Consider the following 19,753-nt stretch of genomic DNA (forward strand, 5'->3'; position numbering starts at 1 on the left):
CGGACAGTAGCACAGAGAAATGCAGAGAAAAAATTTGAAATAATTTTTAACTTGCCTTGCAAAACAGATAGAGAGTGTTTTTATTTTGTGCAAGGTTTTATATTACGACATTTTTACGGATATTAAAACAAAGAGGGCGGGGTGACCGCCCTCTTTTGTTAGTTGTATGTGATTTACGTTTATTTTGATTTTGGTTTTGGTTCTGTCTTTTGTTCGGTTTTTGGTTCGGGAGCGGGCTTTGCTTCTTTCATTGCCGTGAGCTGCTTCTTCATCCATTCTGTTGTTACCGACTTTGGACGGATGATGGGTCTGTTGAGTGCACGGTTGAGTATTAGCTGTGCAGAAAGACCGAGAATACGCGATACGGAGAACAGGACAGTATAATAATCATACTCTGTCAAGCCGTAGTAATGAAGCAGAGAGCCGCTTGCAGCATCAACGTTCGGCCATGGGTCTTTTGCTTTACCGCCTTCTATCAATAGCTTAGGAACTATGTTAAAAAGCTGTTTTACGATTCCAAAAATTTCATCGTCCGGAAGATACTTGTTTCCGAAGTTCACGAAGGCTGTGAAACGGGGGTCAGTAACGCGCAGCACCGCATGTCCGTAACCGGAAATAACCTTTTTATTGTTGAGAAGGCTTATGCAATATTCTTTTACTTCGGTATCAGAGGGTGTATGTCCGATATCATCGCGAAGTTTTATAATAAACCTTAAGCACTCCTGATTAGCAAGACCGTGTAAAGGTCCTGCGAGACCATTGAGTCCGCCGCTGATTGAAAAATAAATATCTGAGAGGGCAGAATTGATTGTCTGAGTCGTAAGAGCGCTAACGTTTCCGCCTTCATGGTCAGAATGAAGCACCATGTAAAGCCTCATTAAATCAGCGAATGAGCCGTCCGGGTCTTCAACGCCGAGAAGCCGTGCATAGTTTGCCGCCCAGTCGAGAGTGTCGTCAGAATTAATTCTCGGACCCTTATTAAACTTTCTTCTGTATATGTATGCAGCAATAATCGGAATGCGTGCGATTAAACTGAGAGCATCCCAAAGCATCGGTTCCCAGAGTCTTTCTTTAGGCATACCTTCTTCATATCTTCTTCTGAAGAAAGATTCATTCTCCATGACAAGAACCGCCGAATTGAGCATAACCATCGGATGAGTTTCCATTGGAAGTGCGTTTATAGTATTCCAGACGTAGAAAGGAACATCATTTCTTCTTTTGATTTCCCACTGCAGGTCTTCAAGTGCTTTTTTATCCGGCAGTTCACCCGTAAGAAGAAGATAGAACATTTCTTCGGGCAGAATATCAACGAGGTCAAGAATCGGCCTGCCTCTGACGATAAGCCCCGTATCGAGCCCGACCTCAGAGGTATCGCAAATCATTGACTTAATACCCCGCATCCCGCCGAACACCTGTTCGGTAGTTACTTCGCCGATTACTTCACCCGGACCGAGTGCAAACACTTCGGCTGCCTCTTTTCTCAGTCCCGGAATAATCTCTTCTAATCTATCTCTTAGAATCATAAATGGATTTATTTATAAATTTTCAAAAAACTATCTAATAACGATGATAACAGAAAAAATTACTATGCAGTTTTATTAAAATTGAATTAATTTTAATTTAGTATTAATTTAGGGTATATTTTAATTTATAATATTTTAATTTAATAAAATATGAAAATAAAGTATCACGGACATGCATTTGTCGAGGTTGACACGGGTAAGCATAAAATACTACTTGACCCTTTCATTTCGGGAAATCCGAACTGCGACGTAACGCTTGAAAACATTAAATGCGACTACATTATTCCGACGCACGGGCACGGGGATAACTTCGGCGATACAATAGAGCTGGCGAAGCGTAATAATGCGACGGTTATTGCGATTTTTGAGCTTGCGAATTATTGCTCATCGAAGGGAGTTAATGCTCATCCGATGAATATAGGCGGAGCATATTCTTTTCCGTTCGGAAGAGTAAAGCTGACGATTGCGCACCACTCGTCGTCTTTGCCCGACGGCACTTACGCAGGGGATGCCTACGGAGTAATAATTACGATAGACGGAAAGACGTTCTATCAGGCAGGCGACACGGGACTCTTTTACGACATGAAACTCATCGGCGAAATGCACAAGATAGATGTTGCGTGTCTGCCAATAGGCGACGATTTCACAATGGGGGTTGACGATGCGGTGAAAGCAGTAGAATTTATAAATCCCGCGAATGTAATCCCAATACATTATGACACATTCGACATAATAAAATCGGATGCAAACGATTTCAAGCGAAAGGTTGAATCAATCGGCAAGAAATGTGCTATAATGAAACCGGGTGAAGTTTTAGAATTTTAAGTCAATCATTATTGCAGAAGGTAATATCAATATCTAATCAGAAGGGCGGAGTCGGTAAAACAACAACGGCTATTAACCTCTCGTCTTGTATTGCCAATCTCGGAATACAAACACTTCTGATAGATGCAGACCCGCAGGCAAACGCCACGACGGGCATGGGGCTTGAAACAAGCAGCAGCGACAGCAGCATATACGAAGTTCTTGTTACCGACAAGAAAGCATCTGAGGCAATACAAAAAACACAGATAGAAAATCTGTATATAATTAAGTCGCACATTAATCTCGTTGCCGCAGAGCTTGAGCTTGTCTCGCTTGAGCACAGGGAGTTAATGCTGAGAAACAAACTGTTCGAATTAGCGAATGAGAATAACGGTTACGATTTCAGGTTTGTGTTTATTGACTGTCCGCCGTCGCTCGGGCTTATTACATTGAACTCGTTGAATGCAGCGGACTCGGTGCTGATACCAGTACAATGCGAATACTACGCACTGGAGGGGCTTTCGGCATTGCTGAATACGATAAAGATGGTGAAGAACTCATTCAACCCGACACTGAGCATAGAAGGATATCTGCTGACGATGTTTGATTCAAGATTAAAACTTGCGAATCAGGTAGAAGCAGAGCTAAGAAAATATTTTGCTGACAAAGTATTTAAAACAAAGATAGCACGAAACGTTAAGATAGGCGAAGCGCCGAGTTACGGAAAACCGATTGTAGATTACGACCCGTATTCATTGGGCGCTAGACACTACGCAGACCTTGCAGAAGAATTTGTAGAAAGAAATAATATTACAACATAAAATGGACCACAAAGGCGGATTAGGAAAAGGAATATCGGTCTTGTTCGGCAATAAGAATATTGACCCCGATAACGTAACGGGCGAAGGAACGAAGACAGAGACGAAAGAGCAGCTTTATATTGAAACGGAAAAAATAAAAAGGAACCCATACCAGCCGAGAGAAGACTTTAATGAGGAAGAGCTGAAAGAGCTTTCAGACTCAATCAAGCAAAAGGGCGTACTTCAACCGTTAACAGTAATGAACGCAAAGGACGGTCAGGGCTACATATTAATATCGGGTGAGAGACGCCTGCGCGCTGCTGTACTTGCGGGGCTTAAGGCAGTACCGGCGTACGTTTACAACACTACTGATGACAGCAAAGAGAACCTGCTTGAGCTTGCTTTGATAGAAAACGTACAGCGTTCAGACCTTAACCCGATGGAGCTTTCGGATTCGTACCAGATGCTGGTTGACGACTGCAGTCTGACGCAGGAGCAGATTGCGTCAAAAGTTTCAAAACAAAGAAGCACTGTTGCAAACTATTTAAGACTTCAGAAGCTTCCCGTCGAAGTAAAAGTATCGCTTCGGAAGAATGAAATCACCGAGGGACACGCAAGAGGAATACTGAGAGTTAACGACCCTGCCGCCCAGCTTGTATTGTGGCAGAGAATAATGCGAGAGAAGATAACCGTGCGTGAACTTGAAGGGATAACGCAGCCGACCGCCAAACCAAAGAGAAAGAAGAGTTCAACAAAGAACAAAGAAACAAAGGACCCGTACTTACAGGAAATGGAAAACAAGATGCGGTTATTTTTTGGTACAAGAGTAACAATAAAAGCAAAGACAAAACAAACGGGCGAAATAATAATTGATTATTTTTCAAACGAAGACCTTGAAAGAATAATAGAACTTAGCGAAAGAAAAAGCAGTTAGCCATCAGCGTTCAGCGGTCAAAATATTTAGAAAGAAAATTAAATTTAAAGAACATCACATGAAAAAGAAACTTTATACAGAAAGAGCACCAAAACCGATAGGTCCTTATTCACAGGCGATTCAGTACAACAGTCTAAACATAAAGAACGGCGGTTTTGAATCAGCAATAAGAGACGCGATACAATTTAACGGATTGATATTTACATCCGGGCAAATAGCTCTGGATGCGGACGGGAACGTAATATCACAGGACATAAAAGAGCAGACGAGGGCAGTATGCACGAACCTTAAGAACCTTCTTGAAGACAGCGGCAGTTCGCTTTTGAACGTAATAAAAACAACCGTCTTCATAAAAGACATGAATGATTTTGCCGCAATGAACGAGGTTTACGGAGAGTTCTTCGGCGAATCCGCACCGGCAAGAAGCACTGTTGAAGTAGCGCGTCTTCCGAAGGATGTAAAGGTTGAAATAGAAGTAATAGCGCATACGTAAAGCTGTTAACAGTGAACTGTATGTAGTAAGAAGTAAGTAGTCTCAACAAGTCGGGATGCAAAGAACGCATAATCAGTTATCCGTCCTAACAAGTCGGGATGCAAAGAACGCATAAGCTGTGAATGGCGAAAAATATTTAAAGACCAATTTAAGACCAATCTGAGTACAAGGTAACCGAAAGATTAAGAAAAAATGAAAGTGCGATTTCTGAGCATTTTCAGGGATTTCAATATTTAAAAAATAACAGAGAAATTTTATTACCATATTTTACACACTCCTTTCATTATTAATCACAACAAAAACCGAAACTTGGACACGGCAAGTTTTTGTCGATTTTTTTGTACGGATTATAAGAGACCGGAGATACAGGGATTTATTTTAAGAAAAAGATTTTTTTAAGGGGGAAAATATTTTTAAAATGAGAATTTCCGTGGCACAATTTCGAAAAATGTTGTGATTAATAATAGGAAGGCATGTTAGTTGATGGTTTTAGTGACGTCTCTTTGATTCTATTCTTAAAAACATTTTTATAAAAACAAACTTATTACTAACCCGAATAATATAAATTAAAATTATGCTATTATATCAATTAATTTTCTTGAAATCCCCGTCCAGTTTTGGTTAAGATTTATTGTCCTTATCTGAATACTGTGATTTTTATACCGGTATTTTAAATCATACTCGTTTATTACTGTCGGATAAAGAAGTATGCCTGTTGATTTTTGTGTCTTTTCTGTATCATTTTCCTGGTTTAAAAGATAGCTGAACAACTGATATAAATTTGAAGATTTGATCTTCTCACTGCCAAATCTATCCGTCATGGTTTCTGCATAGTATTTTGTATCTATGATTATCTTATCAGTTTCGTTTTCAAGAGTTATATCGGTTTCCATTTGAGGAAGATTGCTGTCGTTCTCTGATTTATCGAAATTCCATTGTATAATTTCCCGTCTAACCGAGGGGTACTTCTTCTGCTCTATTCGATAGAAATTTCTTACAAATGCTTCGAATAGTTGGTTCATTTTGTGTTCATCGCGGGTAAAGTCGGTGAATTTATATCTTCCCTGTTCTTCTGACGGCAAAGTGTTTTCGAATATGATTTTACAAACATTCATTATGAAACCATAGAAATGATTATTCCGGTTTATTTTAATCTGCTTAAATAATGAATTTGTTATCTCAATTTGACTAATTTCATTAAACATTTTAAGCAGTAAAACCAGCTCATTCTTAAGGTCTTTATCAACTCCTTTTGTTCTTGTGAGGCGGTAAATGGTTGTTACAAGAATTCTGTTTGAGATTATATTTGCAGAGAAATCATCAAAATCACAAATTGTCTTTTGTTTAAATAATATGTTTCTTTTTAATGTTTCTGCAATACGCAGCTTTCCTTTTATACCGAGGATTTCTTCTGTATAATCGTTATAGTTTTTATCTATGCCACGTTTAAGAAGTGTTTTTGATGCGTTGATTAGTATTTTTGCAAAGAGGTCCAGCAATTCGGTTTTATCCTCTACCGAAATGTTTACTTTGTCTTTTTCATCAAGCTTATTCCATGCGTAGCAAAGTAAATAGTAAATATTTTCAATCGGTATTTTCACGAACTATCTTGTGAGTGATTTTATTATATCATCAACCTGTGATAAATCATCGAACCAGATTTCCTCAAGAAGCGGTTTTATCTCAAATTTAATTATATCAGACCACCAACGGTTTGCGTCCATGTCATTTTTATACGTGCAGAAATAGCTGTGACCTATACGGTAACCTTCTCCAAGATTTGTGTCTGATTTTATTTTCTGGTTCAATTTTGTAACCGAAGAAATAATATGTTCGGCTAATAATTCCGAGATACCTTTTGAAAGCAGAAATGTTCGGAAACTTTCGCCATATTCGGGATGAAGTGTAATAAAAGCAAATCTTCTCCTGAGAGCATAATCAACTATTGCCAAAGAGCGATCGGCTGTATTCATGGTTCCTATTATATACAAATTATCTGGAACATAAAATCTATCCGCTTCATCTTCGGAATAAGTAAGCTTTAATGCAAATTTTTCTTTACGCTTATCGGTCTCGATAAGCATCATTAGCTCTCCGAAGATTTTACTTAGGTTTCCGCGATTGATTTCATCTATTATGAAGAAAAAGGGTTTTTCTGTATGGGCAATCGCCCTTCTGCAGAATGAGTAGAAAATACCGTCCTTAATATCAAAGCTTCCTTTTTTCGTCGGCCGGAGTCCCTGAATGAAATCTTCATAGCTGTACGACTGGTGGAATTGAATCATTTCTATGTTAGCATCTTTTTCTTCTTGCAATATTTCATACGCAAGCTTTCGGGTTAAGAATGTCTTTCCGACTCCCGGGGGTCCTTGCAGTATAACATTTTTCTTTCTTTTAAGGATTTCAACTGCCTGATTAAAATCCTCCTGACTGATAAAAGGTTTATCCGGGTCGTTTATAAAGCTGTATTTTTTAAAGCCGCCTGTTTGTAACTGTTTTTCGGTTATAATGTTTTTGTTATCAATAACTTCACGAATTATATCATACTCTTCTTCGGTAAGTTTAAATAAACTTCCCTGATTATTGATAAAAACCTCGCAATCCTGAAGCATGGGAATATCTTTGAGCTCGTTCCAATTAACCGGAACTTCAAGTTTTTCGGCGACGACAAATTCAATTTGTTCGCCTTCTTCAGTGTCGTGAAGGCCTTTTGTGACTTCGAAAATTGCTTTAATCTGACGTGTTGGAGAACTTTCGTAACCAATAATTAAATCACCGGGTTTTAAGGCTTCGAAGTGTTTGTATATTCGTCGTTTATTTCCCTTTTCATTATGGGTTGTATAAGTCTGAAAATCACCCTCTTTGTATTCACTTATACTCCATATTGAAGGATTCGCATTTATCCACCAAAAGTTCAGCGGCTCTGCATCTTCCGGAGATTCTTCGAAATTAGATTCTGTTTCTGCAACGAGAGAAGATTCAGAAATATTTTTACTAAATACAATTTTATGCTGTTCGAATACTTCTGCGAGTTCCGGGTATATTCTTAAATACTCTACCAGAAGGAATTCCCAAACTTTTGTCGGGCTGAAAGTATCAGGACGGAACAAGTATTTATAATTTCTGTAAGTACCCGATTTGTACTGATAGACTTTATTAGTTATCCAATTAACTTTGCGGCAATAGTTATAACCATCGGGTGATTCTTCGTAATAATAATTGCTTTCAATAATGCCGATACCGATGCAAGTGCTAACGCCTTTGTTTGCGAAAATTAAATCACCAATGTTAGCTGTCTTGAACAGCCATAGATTCCAGGACTGGTTTGACTGACTATCGGACGGCAAGCCAATAGCTTCATTGATTTCGACTCTTGAATTATATTGTGAAATGTCGCCAAGTTCAAAACTTTCAAAATTGATAGCAGCGATACCTTTTTCGTAAAACCTATCCCATTCTGAAGCATGGCTTCCGGGAGCAAACTTGAAATAATTGCGGACCTCTTTGTTTAGTTTAAGCAATTCGGGTTTTATTTCATTGAGGAAAGATACGGCTTCTTCGTATGTGGAAATGGTTTTTAACTGATTTGGTTTAGGATTTTTTAAAGAACTACCGGGGTAGCGACCTGCTTCAGATTTATTACATATTTTAATGAAAAACTGATATGCATCCCTATGTGAATGTTTATGGATTGGGTACAGGGCTAACCAACAAAAATAGGCACCGAAATTTGAAGGGCCATAGAAATCAACGTTATGAGTATCATAGTCGGCGAGATGAAGGTCGTCAATAAGCTGTTTACAAATCTGATCGAGATAGAGTTTGGTTGTATCTTTTGTGACTCCACGATAGAAGAAGACGTGGAACACGTTCCAATGTTTTTGGTAGTTTGCAAACATATCTCTATTATGAAGCGGATAGTCATCAAGTTCCTGTAGAAAATCCTTATTAAGATGTTTGAAGAATGATTTATTCTTTGTTCTAATGTGTTCTTTGAGGTCTTCGACAAGTTTTTCGGTGACGGTGGTACCATCTATTAATAATCTTGCGATTTCAGCTCTTAATAAGTTAACAGGTTGAAATTTCCTTTCGGGGTCGCCATATTCGGTATAGATATCCTCGAGGGTGGATTGAGAAATTTCGTTTAATGCTTTGAATAATGATTCGGATTTATCTGCGTATTGTTGGTATTGTTTAGATAGTTCAACAATGTATTGAAATTGAGTGTTCATAAAATTATAGATTTATTTTTGTAAAACCTTAATTTATAATAAGATAACGAGTAGTGAAGTATTTTATATTTTCAATTTATGGATATTTATTTTTATATTCAATTTATTTATAAATAATATGGTCCTGTTTTGAATTGAAAGGAGTATATCGTTATAGTTGTAATCTTTATCCTCTGCCACTTAAATTAATTTCAACGTGCCTTCACCCACGCGTTCTTCACGTCGGACGTGGAGATTGTCTCAAAACAAAGATTTTACAACAAAAACATTAAAAAGGGATTAGATCCCCGATAAAAACATTCGGGGATGACAAGAAAAAAATAAAAACAATATAAAGAAAGATAGAAATTAGATATTTCTGATGAACAATGTAACTGTTATGGGGCTGAAGCCCCCCTTTTTTATCATTTCTTTTATTCGTTGACTAAGAGCGGTAAACGGTGAACTGTAAACAGATAGCAGTAAACGGTGAACTGTAAACTGTTTTTATATTTATACGGAGATAACACAAAGATTACTTTATTAGAAAGAATTGAAATTTGTGTAGATAGAGGGAATGCAAATTAATTAGACTATAATACTAATAAATTAAATAATCAAAAAAATAAAGAAAGCTATATTATATTTATATAATTTGATTTTACATACTCAAATGCTTTGCCTATTTCATATTCAGAGCTATTCATGATAAGGGGTAAGATATCGTTTTGAAAAATAGGGTCTTCAATTTTAGCACTTAAATTATCAAGAAAATCCTTTTTTGTGATGCTTAAGTTTTCCTTTTCAAGGTAGGCTTTAAATATTTTGATGGTCTTTTCATAATTGGGATTTAATTCCCTCGCGATCCATAAGTCGAATAAATCCCTGCCTTTTCTCCTTTGGTATAAGGCGCGGAGTTTTGTTGCGAGCAATTCTTCTGATGAGAAAGTAATAATATTAGCAGTACCAGTAAACCAATCTGATTTACATTCCCGTTTTAATTTTTTAGTTCCTTCTATTGCAAAATGCTCTCGTGTATTGATTTCTATTTTTATTTTCATTTTAGGATTAGGGGGATTCTCTGCGTAATAAGAATATATTAAAGTATTATTATTTTTTGATTTCTTATATTTTGGATTACCGGGAATTATTCGTCTTAATATTTTTCTAAGTTCAGTGAGGATATTTCCGATGTCACCAGTTTTAATCTGTACAAAATCTAAATCTTCCGAATATCTGTGAGAGCCTTTAAGAAAAAGTTTGTGTAAAGCAGTTCCTCCTCTGAAAGCTAAATTATCAGAGATTATTTCACTTGAATATAGTTCTATAAGCAGTCTTGATAATATTAAATCCTGCTCTACAAATTCATCCTGCCGCCAGGGTGAATTGATTTTCCATTGGTCTATGTAAGCTTTAGGGAGCAATGAATTCTTCCCAGTTTATGTTTTCAATGATTTTCCATTTTTCTGACCGCGACAGATTATTTTCGGTTTTATTTCCTAACCGAGATAAAGGAATATAAGCAGTTGCTTTTTTAGAATATTCATACAGAGGATTAATTAATTCTGCTGCTTCGAGCTTTTCGAGAATAAAACCAAGACGTTGTATATAGGTTACTTCTAAATTATTCTTTAGTAAATTTTTTATATCACTTATTTTGAGTTGAGAGAGCATATCTGAAATTATAAGAAAAATATTGCTGATAGTACCGCTTTCATGTTCGTATTTAATTAAATCGTAAGCAGTAAGTGCCGGTGAAGAATAATTAATATAGCCATAACCTCCTTTTTGCCTGATAATGCAGTATTCTGGGAAATATTTTTTCTTTTGGAAATTAATTCCTTGCAGAATATTCTTCGGAGTATGAATCTGCTTATCAACAATTACCTGAAAAACCAAGGAACGGAAGTGAGCAGTGCCGTAAAAAGCGGCGGCGGATAATAAGCCGGTGTAATAATTAATCTTTCTATAATTCATCAGTTGTTCAATAAAATCTGCCGGCGGTATATTTCCTGAATCCTTTTCTGAAGGGGAATAAATAGCATAAAAACCTTCTGACAAGTTTTTTATCATTTTTCTGCTGACAGAATATTTAATATACTGTTTAGCAGCGTTTTTATTATTGCCTTTAAAATTTACCAATTCTTTAAAGGAAAAGGTTTTTCTACCGTTTTTAAGGTTAAATTCTATAAAATCAATATTTAAGTTCTTATTATAGCTCATATAACGTATTAGTCAGGTGTCATTTATTGACACTTCAATAATACGATATATAAAGCTAAAAAGAAAGTAAAATATAAGAAATTTTCCTTGTTGGTGTTAATTACAGATAGATTGGGATGTTCTAAAGAGAATAAAAAAATGAGATTACTTTGGACGATGAGATGTAATTTTATATGGAATACCTGTCTGCGCCAGGCAGGCCTGACGGCATTCGTTTGTTTTTGTGGATTGTTTGCTACCGATCTTAAATCCCTATGGGATTTAAGAGAGGAGAGGAGAGATAGCGGACGGTAAAGATAGCGTTCAGCGTTCAGCGGACGAAAGAGACAAGATATAGCGTTTAGCAGCGGACAGCGGATGGAAGAGATAGCGTACGGTAAAGACAGCGTTCAGCGTTCAGCGTTAAGCGTACAGAAGAGATAACGGACGGTAAAGATAGCGTTTAGCGTACAGCGTTCAGCGGATGGTAAAGATAGCGTACAGCGTTCAGCGAACAGAAGAGATAGCGAACAGCGAGCAGCGGAGAGCGTACGAAAGAGAAAGCGTTCAGCGGACAGCAGAGAGGAGAGCAGTGGACAGCGGACGGAAGAGACAAGATATAGCGTACAGAAGAGACAGCGAACAGCGTACAGCGTACAGAGGAGATAACGTAAGGCAAAGACAGCGTACAGCTTACAGAAAAACAGCGTATTGAAAAATAGACACAAAAATTATTTAGAGAAAATGAGAGGATATACCGAGATTTTTTGTTCAAATTAATGTTGGAACAAAGGAATTTTTGACTTCCAAATTATAAAAAATTTAAATAATTTACCGCCAATTAAATTCAATTTATTTTAAATGATTATTTGTCTAAATTTTGTACATGAATAAATATTTACTCGATTACAACCTGAAGGTGCGTTTACCCATAATTGTATTTGTGGTTTTAGCTGTATTTGCAATTACATATTACGCGTCTTATGCCGAGCGGAACAGCATCGGTTACACACCGGAGCAGCCGGTAAAGTTTTCGCATAAATTACACGCAGGAAACATGCAGATAGACTGTAAATACTGTCATACGGCAGTAGATAAATCAAGGAATGCAAGCATTCCGTCGGTTGATATGTGCATGAACTGCCATTCACTCGCAAGAACAGACAGGCCGGAAATCCAGAAGCTTTCGGGTTATTACGTGGATAATAAACCGCTTGAATGGAACAGGATTCATAAGGTACCGCAGTTTGTTTATTTTAATCACAGTTCACATGTGAATAAAAAGATAGACTGTATTAACTGTCATGGAGACGTTGCAAAGATGGAGGTTGCCGGACAGACAAACTCATTTACGATGGGAGCTTGTTTAACCTGTCACAGACAGCCGGAGAAGATGATAAGCAATTATGATGCGATAAAAGAGAACCTTAAAAAGGGACCTGAAAACTGTGCGGCTTGTCACCGATAGAAAGAAATTAACTTTCCAAAGAATAATATAACAATGAAAAATTTTGAGAGTCTTAAAGAGGCAAAACCAAAGTCAGGACTAAAGTCAGGGATTGAAAGAAAGCAATTTATGTATTCAGCAGGTTTGCTGGCATTAGGCGGATTTCTTCTTGCTAAATTTCCAATAAAATTTATATCGAAACGGGCAGAAAATTTATACAGTTCAGAGAAGAAGATTCAACTAAAGTCAAGGGTGATGGAAAATCCCGAGTCAGTGAAAAGAATTAACGCAACTAAAGTCTGATAGTGCAGAAAGTGAAAGGAGTTTAAATTTTGTCAGAATTAAAGCCAAGCAAAGATATTAATTACTGGAGAGGGTTTAAGGAATTAAATAACGACCCTGAGTTTTTGAAGGCGAAAGAAGATGAGTTTGAAGAGAAATCACTCAGTGATAAGCCGACAGAATTCGGTACATCTTTAAGCAGGAGAACTTTTTTAGCGCTGATGGCTTCATCAGCAGCGCTTGCTGCAACAGGATGTTCAAACTACAGGGATAAGGGTGCTATAATTCCTTACAACAAAAAGCCGGAGAGCATTACTATCGGGATTCCGAATTTTTATGCATCTACGTGTACTGCCTGTCCGAATGCCTGCGGTATTTTAATCAAGACGAGAGAAGGAAGGCCTATAAAAATTGACGGCAACCCCGAACACCCTATAAACAAAGGAAAGATATGCGCTACGGGTCAGGCGAGCATAATGAACCTGTACGAGCCGAACAGATTGAAAGAACCGATGGTAAAAAGCGGAAATGCCTTTACAACATTGAACTGGCTTGATGCGGATACGAAGATAATTGATGAGCTTACCAAGACGGCTGCAGCGGGAAAAGAGATTTCAGTTATTTCACATACAATAACATCACCGACAACAAAACTTTTATTCGAAGATTTTGCGAAGAAATATACAACGGCTAAATTCTATTCATACGAACTTATTAACAACAGCAACAAGCTAAACGCGATAAAAAAGAGCTTCGGCAAGGACGGTCTGCCTGTTGTGAAATGGAATGAAGCGAAGATAATACTTTCTCTTGAGTCGGATTTCCTTGGCAAGGAAGGCAATTTTGTTGAGGCGCAGAGACTTTACACAGAAAGACGCGACGTGATGAAAAGACAGCGTTCAGCTGACAGCGGACAGGAAAGAAAGGAATTTAATAAACTGTATGTTGTTGAGGGCGGATTCAGTTTAACCGGTGCGAATTCAGACTACAGGATAAAACTCAGAACGGATGCGATTGAAGAGTTTGCTTACGCGATTATGAATGCTTTAACGGACAATAATACGGCACTCGATGAAATAATAAAGAAATACAACCTTAAGAAAGAAGTTATAACTTCTCTTGTTGAAGATTTAAAGAAAAACAAGACAGAATCGTTTGTAACAGCAGGGCAAAACCTTCCCGAATCAACACATATAGCAGTTAACAAGCTTAATGATATGCTTGGCACGACTGTTTATACGAAGGATAGTTTTTCGTTTCCCGTAGTACCGCTATCGGCAAAGACGGACATTGAGGCACTCTTAGGAAAAATGAATTCAGGAGGCGTAGGTGCGGTAATACACTATGATTCAAATCCTGTTTATCACTTCTCACCGGATTACAAATATGCGGAGGCGCTTAAGAAGGTTAATCTTGTTATAACGCTTTCAGAGACGGCAAACGAAACAAGCGAGCTGAGCAACTATACGCTTGCGATACACCATAACTTTGAAGCATGGGGCGACCATAAAGTAAGAACAGGTGTAATGAGTATGCAGCAACCCGTGATTGCGCCTATTTATAAGACCAGACAGAAAGAGGCAATTCTCCTGAACTGGCTTGCGGAGAAACCGGATGTTTTCAACGAAGGAATGTATTTGAACTATTTGAAAACGAACTGTGAAAAAACAGTATATCCTTCGTCAGGTTCAAAAGACAATTTCAAGAACTTCTGGACACATTCACTTCATGACGGGGTAATAACAACAAATGAGGTGTTTGATGCAGCGTTGAGTTTTAAGCCGGAAGGTTTTTCTTCAACACCTGTGCTGAAAGCTTCAGCGAACACGGTACTGATGCTTAACGGCAGTAACTATTTGTACGACGGAAGGTTTGCAAACAACGGATGGCTTCAGGAGCTTCCGAACCCAATTACAAAAGTTGTATGGGATAACTATGCAGCGGTATCGCAAGACTTTGCAGAACAGATTGGCGTAAAATCAAATGACATGATTGAAATAACGGCAGGCGGGAAAACTTTAACCGCACCCGTTATGGTACAGCCCGGGATGGCAAGCGGGGTTGTTACGCTTGACCTTGGTTACGGCAGAACGAATGCAGGTCCGATTGGAAACGGAGTAGGAGTAAACACAATAAATCTTATTTCAAAAAACGTCCCTGTTTCCGAATGGCTTTACAATGATGTAAAGGTGAGCAAGGCAACCGGAACGCACGAATTAGTTTCAACACAGGAGCATTATCCGATAGACAACGAAAGATACAATGATATACATTTAAAAAGGGAAATAATACGCGAGGGTGTTTACGAAGAATATGTAAAGAATCCGAAGTTCTTAAAAGAAGAAATCGGTGAAGTAAAACTTTTCAACATTGTTCCATCTTATGAATTTACAACATACAAATGGGCAATGTCTATCGACTTAAATAAATGCACGGGCTGCAATTACTGTGTTGCAGCATGCAACGTAGAGAACAACATTCCCGTTGTCGGCAAGGAGCAGGTTGGCAAGAACCGTGAGATGATGTGGATGCGAATTGACAGGTATTACAACGGACATTCCGACGATCCTTCAATTTCGTTCCAGCCGATGCTTTGCCAGCATTGCGACAATGCACCTTGCGAGAACGTCTGTCCTGTAGCGGCGACAAATCACAGCTTTGACGGTCTGAACCAGATGGCTTACAACAGATGCGTTGGCACAAGGTACTGCTCTAACAACTGTCCGTACAAGGTCAGAAGGTTTAACTACTTTAACTTCAGGGATAATCTTGCAGATGCATATTATGAAAGCGATTCAATAGGGTTGATGAACAATCCTGAAGTTACGGTTCGTTCAAGAGGCGTAATGGAAAAGTGCACATTTTGCGTACAAAGAATCATGGACGAAAAACAACACGCAACAGAGCAGGGAAGAAATATTAATGGTGACAACGTAATAACAGCGTGTCAGGAAGCTTGTCCCACGAATGCAATAGTATTCGGAGACCTGACGAAGAAAGAATCAGATATTGCAAAATACAGAGAGCATGAACTTGGTTATCACGTTCTGGAAGAAATAAACGTGAGGCCAAACGTTACTTATATAGCTAAACTTAGAAATATAAAACCGGAGAAAAAAGCGTAGTGAGTACAATTGATTACACACAAGAATTACCAGCTGTTGAAGGCAGACCTTCTGCAAAGTCTATTGATGATGTAATATCAAATCCGCTTGATACAAAACCCGGCAAACTCTGGAAAGTTTTAATTACCATTACATCGCTGATGCTTCTTACAGGCTCGGCGGCTCTGGGATGGACTTTTTACAAGGGTATCGGAGTATGGGGCAACAATAATCCTGTCGGCTGGGGTTTTGACATCGTCAATTTTGTGTTCTGGGTTGGTATAGGTCACGCAGGAACACTTATCTCGGCAATTTTATTTTTGCTGAGGCAAAAATGGAGAACCGGCATAGCAAGGTTTGCGGAAGCGATGACGATATTTGCTGTTATGTGCGCGGGCATATTTCCTGCGATACACACGGGAAGGGCGTGGCTTGACGGATATTTATTCCCTTACCCGAATGCGAATCATATCTGGGTAAACTTTACATCGCCGTTATTATGGGACGTGTTTGCGGTTTCGACATACTTTACTGTATCGCTTGTTTTCTGGTATATAGGTTTAATGCCTGACTTTGCTACGCTCCGGGACAGAACAACGAGCAAATTTAAGAAAATAATTTACACAGTATTCAGTCTTGGCTGGAGGCATTCCTCACGACACTGGCAGCATTACGAAAAGGCATACATGATACTTGCAGGATTTGCGACACCGCTCGTTCTTTCGGTGCACACAATCGTATCTTTTGACTTTGCCGTATCGGTTATTCCCGGATGGCATACAACAATCTTCCCGCCGTACTTCGTTGCGGGTGCAGTGTTCTCGGGGTTTGCGATGGTACAGAACGTGTTAATATTCGTAAGGCAGGCGTTTAATTTAAAACATATTATTACGATAAACCATCTTGAGAAGATGAATCAGATAATGCTGCTTACAGGAACGATAGTAGGATATGCATACGCGATGGAATTCTTTATAGCTTGGTACAGCGGGAATCAGTTTGAAACTTTCACTTTTATCAATCGTGCTCTCGGACCTTATGCATGGGCGTACTGGACGATGGTTTCGTGCAACGTGATTTTCCCTCAACTTTTCTGGTTTAAGAAAATACGAAGAGCAATAATTCCAATGTTCATATTAGGAATTATTGTAAATATAGGCATGTGGTTTGAAAGATTTGTTATTATAGTAACATCGCTTTCACGTGACTATCTGCCTTCAAGCTGGGGAATGTACACACCTACAATTTACGACTTCGGAATACTGATGATGTCATTCGGTCTGTTCTTTACGCTTGTACTGCTGTTTGTGAAAGGACTACCGTCTGTTTCAATTGCGGAAGTAAAGGCGGTTATTGACGGTGCACAGCCTTCGCATAAAGGAGGGCATCACTAATGGAAAATAAGATGGTACATTCAGTAACAGCGATATTTGATACACCGGATGAAATAATACATGCATCGAAGGAGACTGTAAAAGCAGGATACAAAAAATTTGATACTAACACTCCTTACCCTGTACACGGGATTGAGAGGGCAATGGGTATTGGTTCTTCTTATCTTGGCTTTTTCACATTGTTTCTCGGACTTTCGGGTGCTGCTTTTGCATTTGCTTTTATATACTGGGTATCTGCGATAGACTATCCTCTTATAATTGGAGGCAAGCCGTTCTTTTCATGGCCTGCGTTTGTGCCGGTGACGTTTGAAGTAACGGTCTTGTCGGCAGCTGTTGGAACTGTTCTAACGATGATAGCATTGTTCTTTAAATTTCCGAACAACTCACATGCACTTCATGATACATCATATATGAAGAAAGTTTCTTCCGACAAGTTCGGATTATGCATAGTTTCAATAGATAAGAATTTTGAAGAAACAAAAGTTAAAGACTTTCTCATAAGTATAGGCGGCAAGGATGTTGAAACGGTTTATTATCCGGAAAAGAAAACAATAAATCCTTTTGACCCTAAGTTTATAATGCTGCTTATTTTGATAGCAGTGGTTGTTTCGGGCGGTACATACTTTATGCTGAATAAGCTCCTGTTTATGGAGCCTTTTACATGGATGGCAGTACAGGACAGGCTTGACCCACAATCGAAAAACATAATGTTTACGGATGGTTTTGGAATGCGCATGCCTGTTGAAGGGACTGTATCCCGCGGGCATCTTCCTTATGAGTTCAAAGGCCTACCGGATTCGGCAGTTAAGGTTATTCCGAATCCGCTTATATTTTCAAAAGAGGTAGTTGCCAAAGGAAAAGAAAAGTTTGATACTTTCTGCAGCCCGTGTCATGGCTATTATGGCAAGGGTGACAGCAGGCTCAACGGACAGTTTCCGAATCCGCCAACGCTTCACAGCGATAAGGTTAGAAACTGGCAGGATGCGAATATATATCATGTAATTTTCAACGGACAGAATGCAATGCCTTCTTATGCGAAACAATTAACGACAGAGGAGGGCTGGTCGATTGTTCATTATATAAGGGTGCTGCAACGCTCGCAGAATGCTTTGGACGCTGATGTAGAAGGCAAGTGAAAAGATAGCTGATCCGCCCATCAAGACGGCGGACGCATAGAGCGCGTAGTTGATCCGCCCAGCAAGACGGCGGACGCATAGAGCGCGTAGTTGATCCGCCACGGCCTGCCTAGGCAGGCATAGAACGCATAGTTGGTAGTTGGTAGTTGATAATTAATTGTTGATAAAAAATTTAAACATATATAGTTAATGGTTTACGAAAAGAAAGAGTTACCGGATAAAGTACAGAAGATAGGGTTTCTGCTTACGGGGATAGGGCTTGTCCTTGTTTTGGTCTCGTATTTTATAAACCCGGCACGAGAGGCATTTAATAATATAATAGGCCTTATGTTCTTCGGAAGTATAGCAATAGGGGCACTTGTACTTGTTGCGCTAGAATATCTTTCGGGTGCGGTTTGGAGCACACCATTCCGGAGAGTAAGCGAATTTATTGCTTCGTCGCTGCCGATAATGCTTTTGTTCGCAATACCGCTTTTCTTCATGATGCATACTTTGTTCCACTGGACGCATACAGAGGTAGTGGAAACAGATGCAATACTTTCAGGAAAGACGCCTTATCTGAATATTCCGTTTTTTATCGGCAGAACTATAGGTGTTGTTGCACTGTTTTACGTATTCTATCTTGTGTTTGTGAGAAACTCAACGAAGCAAGATACAACAAAAGACCAGAAGTTAACCAAAACAAACGTAAAGCTATCCGCGGTGTTTATGTTTTTTGCAGGAATCGGATTAACCGTTCTTGCAGTTGACTGGATGATGTCACTGGAGCCGCACTGGTTTTCAACAATATTCGGAATTTATTTTATTTCCGCGACACTTCTTGCAGGGCTTGCGGCAACGACATTTACAGCTGTTTCCCTGAATGAGGGAGGATATCTTGTTAAAGGACTTACTCAAGACCATTACTATTCGTTAGGTGCTTTGATGTTTGCGATTACAAACTTCTGGGCATACATTGCATTCAGCCAGTTTCTGCTAATATGGTATGCAAATATTCCCGAAGAAACATACTGGTTTGTAGCACGCTGGGAAGGCGGCTGGGGATTCGTATCGGTTCTGCTGATGATAGCACGTTTTGCGATACCGTATGCTGCACTGCTTTCACAGCCATCAAAATCAGATCCGAAAAATCTGCAGAGAGTGTCGATATTTATTCTGTTCGCACACTTTATCGACCTGTACTGGCTTGTTATGCCTACGTTCAGCAAGACTATAGTATTCGGGTTTTATGAGATTGGATTCCCTATACTTTCCATAGGAATAATCATGCTCGTATTTTATGCACAGGCAAAGAAAAAGAACCTTGCACCGATTGGCGACCCGAAACTGCAAAGAGGAATAGATTTTCATTTGTAATATATCCGCAAGCAAGATGTAAGCCGCGGCGCATCTTCGACTTGCGTTACACTAAAAAATAAAAAGC

16 protein-coding genes are annotated in these 19,753 nt (G+C 38.9%); 11 read left to right on the plus strand and 5 right to left on the minus strand.

Features of this window, described 5'->3' with window-relative positions; translation table 11 throughout:
• Positions 1-179: 179 nt before the first annotated feature.
• Positions 180-1,523: a citrate (Si)-synthase gene (locus tag WC644_02920; protein ID MFA5010884.1), complete on the minus strand. Its 1,344-nt coding sequence runs from the start codon at positions 1,521-1,523 to the stop codon at positions 180-182.
• 150 nt (positions 1,524-1,673) lie between these two features.
• Here WC644_02920 and WC644_02925 point away from each other — a divergent pair, with 150 nt between their 5' ends.
• Genes WC644_02925 through WC644_02940 form a run of 4 tightly spaced genes read left to right on the plus strand, consistent with a single transcriptional unit; the run spans position 1,674 to position 4,554 of the window.
• Positions 1,674-2,348: a metal-dependent hydrolase gene (locus tag WC644_02925; protein MFA5010885.1), complete on the plus strand. Its 675-nt coding sequence runs from the start codon at positions 1,674-1,676 to the stop codon at positions 2,346-2,348.
• Positions 2,349-2,359: 11 nt separating this feature from the next.
• The gene (locus WC644_02930; protein ID MFA5010886.1) at positions 2,360-3,148 is read left to right on the plus strand and encodes an AAA family ATPase; all 789 of its coding nucleotides are present in this window, start codon (positions 2,360-2,362) and stop codon (positions 3,146-3,148) included.
• A gap of 1 nt (position 3,149) precedes the next feature.
• Positions 3,150-4,061 carry a ParB/RepB/Spo0J family partition protein gene (locus WC644_02935; GenBank protein ID MFA5010887.1) on the plus strand — a complete coding sequence of 304 codons (912 nt, stop codon included), beginning with the start codon at positions 3,150-3,152 and terminating at the stop codon, positions 4,059-4,061.
• 58 nt (positions 4,062-4,119) lie between these two features.
• A complete protein-coding gene (locus WC644_02940; protein MFA5010888.1) occupies positions 4,120-4,554 on the plus strand; it encodes a RidA family protein in 435 nt (144 codons plus the stop codon).
• Positions 4,555-5,126: 572 nt separating this feature from the next.
• On the opposite strand, the gene mcrC is transcribed toward WC644_02940, so the two are convergent.
• From mcrC to WC644_02960, 4 genes are all read right to left on the minus strand, one after another.
• Positions 5,127-6,155 carry a 5-methylcytosine-specific restriction endonuclease system specificity protein McrC gene (mcrC, locus tag WC644_02945; GenBank protein MFA5010889.1) on the minus strand — a complete coding sequence of 343 codons (1,029 nt, stop codon included), beginning with the start codon at positions 6,153-6,155 and terminating at the stop codon, positions 5,127-5,129.
• Between the two features lie 3 nt (positions 6,156-6,158).
• Positions 6,159-8,786 (minus strand): AAA family ATPase, encoded by a 2,628-nt coding sequence (locus tag WC644_02950; GenBank protein ID MFA5010890.1) that lies wholly within the window; start codon positions 8,784-8,786, stop codon positions 6,159-6,161.
• A 614-nt stretch (positions 8,787-9,400) separates the two neighbouring features.
• Positions 9,401-10,189 carry a nucleotidyl transferase AbiEii/AbiGii toxin family protein gene (locus WC644_02955; GenBank protein MFA5010891.1) on the minus strand — a complete coding sequence of 263 codons (789 nt, stop codon included), beginning with the start codon at positions 10,187-10,189 and terminating at the stop codon, positions 9,401-9,403.
• Positions 10,179-10,988, minus strand: coding sequence for a type IV toxin-antitoxin system AbiEi family antitoxin (locus WC644_02960; GenBank protein ID MFA5010892.1), 810 nt, complete (start codon positions 10,986-10,988; stop codon positions 10,179-10,181). The genes WC644_02955 and WC644_02960 overlap by 11 nt, the downstream gene beginning before the upstream one ends.
• Before the next feature lie 463 nt (positions 10,989-11,451).
• Here WC644_02960 and WC644_02965 point away from each other — a divergent pair, with 463 nt between their 5' ends.
• The 7 genes from WC644_02965 to WC644_02995 all read left to right on the plus strand — a co-directional run bounded on the left by WC644_02965 (position 11,452) and on the right by WC644_02995 (position 19,686).
• Positions 11,452-11,682 carry a hypothetical protein gene (locus WC644_02965; GenBank protein ID MFA5010893.1) on the plus strand — a complete coding sequence of 77 codons (231 nt, stop codon included), beginning with the start codon at positions 11,452-11,454 and terminating at the stop codon, positions 11,680-11,682.
• Between the two features lie 171 nt (positions 11,683-11,853).
• Entirely contained in the window at positions 11,854-12,435 is a 582-nt protein-coding gene (locus WC644_02970; GenBank protein ID MFA5010894.1) for a cytochrome c3 family protein, read from the plus strand.
• 33 nt (positions 12,436-12,468) lie between these two features.
• Positions 12,469-12,717, plus strand: a complete 249-nt coding sequence (locus WC644_02975; GenBank protein MFA5010895.1) for a hypothetical protein — start codon at positions 12,469-12,471, stop codon at positions 12,715-12,717.
• 29 nt (positions 12,718-12,746) lie between these two features.
• Positions 12,747-15,821: a TAT-variant-translocated molybdopterin oxidoreductase gene (locus tag WC644_02980; protein MFA5010896.1), complete on the plus strand. Its 3,075-nt coding sequence runs from the start codon at positions 12,747-12,749 to the stop codon at positions 15,819-15,821.
• Positions 15,821-17,194, plus strand: coding sequence for an NrfD/PsrC family molybdoenzyme membrane anchor subunit (gene nrfD, locus WC644_02985; GenBank protein ID MFA5010897.1), 1,374 nt, complete (start codon positions 15,821-15,823; stop codon positions 17,192-17,194). The genes WC644_02980 and nrfD overlap by 1 nt, the downstream gene beginning before the upstream one ends.
• Positions 17,194-18,330: a quinol:electron acceptor oxidoreductase subunit ActD gene (locus WC644_02990; GenBank protein MFA5010898.1), complete on the plus strand. Its 1,137-nt coding sequence runs from the start codon at positions 17,194-17,196 to the stop codon at positions 18,328-18,330. The genes nrfD and WC644_02990 overlap by 1 nt, the downstream gene beginning before the upstream one ends.
• Before the next feature lie 189 nt (positions 18,331-18,519).
• Entirely contained in the window at positions 18,520-19,686 is a 1,167-nt protein-coding gene (locus WC644_02995) for a quinol:cytochrome C oxidoreductase (protein MFA5010899.1), read from the plus strand.
• Positions 19,687-19,753: the final 67 nt, after the last annotated feature.

It is taken from the genome of Ignavibacteria bacterium (genome assembly GCA_041649015.1).
In the GTDB taxonomy this organism is placed as follows: Bacteria; Bacteroidota; Ignavibacteria; order Tepidaquicellales; family Tepidaquicellaceae; genus CAIKZJ01.

Bases quoted from the DNA above. Each gene is read 5' to 3' on its own strand.
- WC644_02920 (MFA5010884.1), bottom strand. From the start codon at position 1,523: ATGATTCTAAGAGATAGATTAGAAGAGATTATTCCGGGACTGAGAAAA.
- WC644_02925 (MFA5010885.1), top strand. From the start codon at position 1,674: ATGAAAATAAAGTATCACGGACATGCATTTGTCGAGGTTGACACGGGT.
- WC644_02935 (MFA5010887.1), top strand. From the start codon at position 3,150: ATGGACCACAAAGGCGGATTAGGAAAAGGAATATCGGTCTTGTTCGGC.
- WC644_02940 (MFA5010888.1), top strand. From the start codon at position 4,120: ATGAAAAAGAAACTTTATACAGAAAGAGCACCAAAACCGATAGGTCCT.
- WC644_02950 (MFA5010890.1), bottom strand. From the start codon at position 8,786: ATGAACACTCAATTTCAATACATTGTTGAACTATCTAAACAATACCAA.
- WC644_02960 (MFA5010892.1), bottom strand. From the start codon at position 10,988: ATGAGCTATAATAAGAACTTAAATATTGATTTTATAGAATTTAACCTT.
- WC644_02965 (MFA5010893.1), top strand. From the start codon at position 11,452: ATGGTAAAGATAGCGTACAGCGTTCAGCGAACAGAAGAGATAGCGAAC.
- WC644_02970 (MFA5010894.1), top strand. From the start codon at position 11,854: ATGAATAAATATTTACTCGATTACAACCTGAAGGTGCGTTTACCCATA.
- WC644_02975 (MFA5010895.1), top strand. From the start codon at position 12,469: ATGAAAAATTTTGAGAGTCTTAAAGAGGCAAAACCAAAGTCAGGACTA.
- WC644_02990 (MFA5010898.1), top strand. From the start codon at position 17,194: ATGGAAAATAAGATGGTACATTCAGTAACAGCGATATTTGATACACCG.
- WC644_02995 (MFA5010899.1), top strand. From the start codon at position 18,520: ATGGTTTACGAAAAGAAAGAGTTACCGGATAAAGTACAGAAGATAGGG.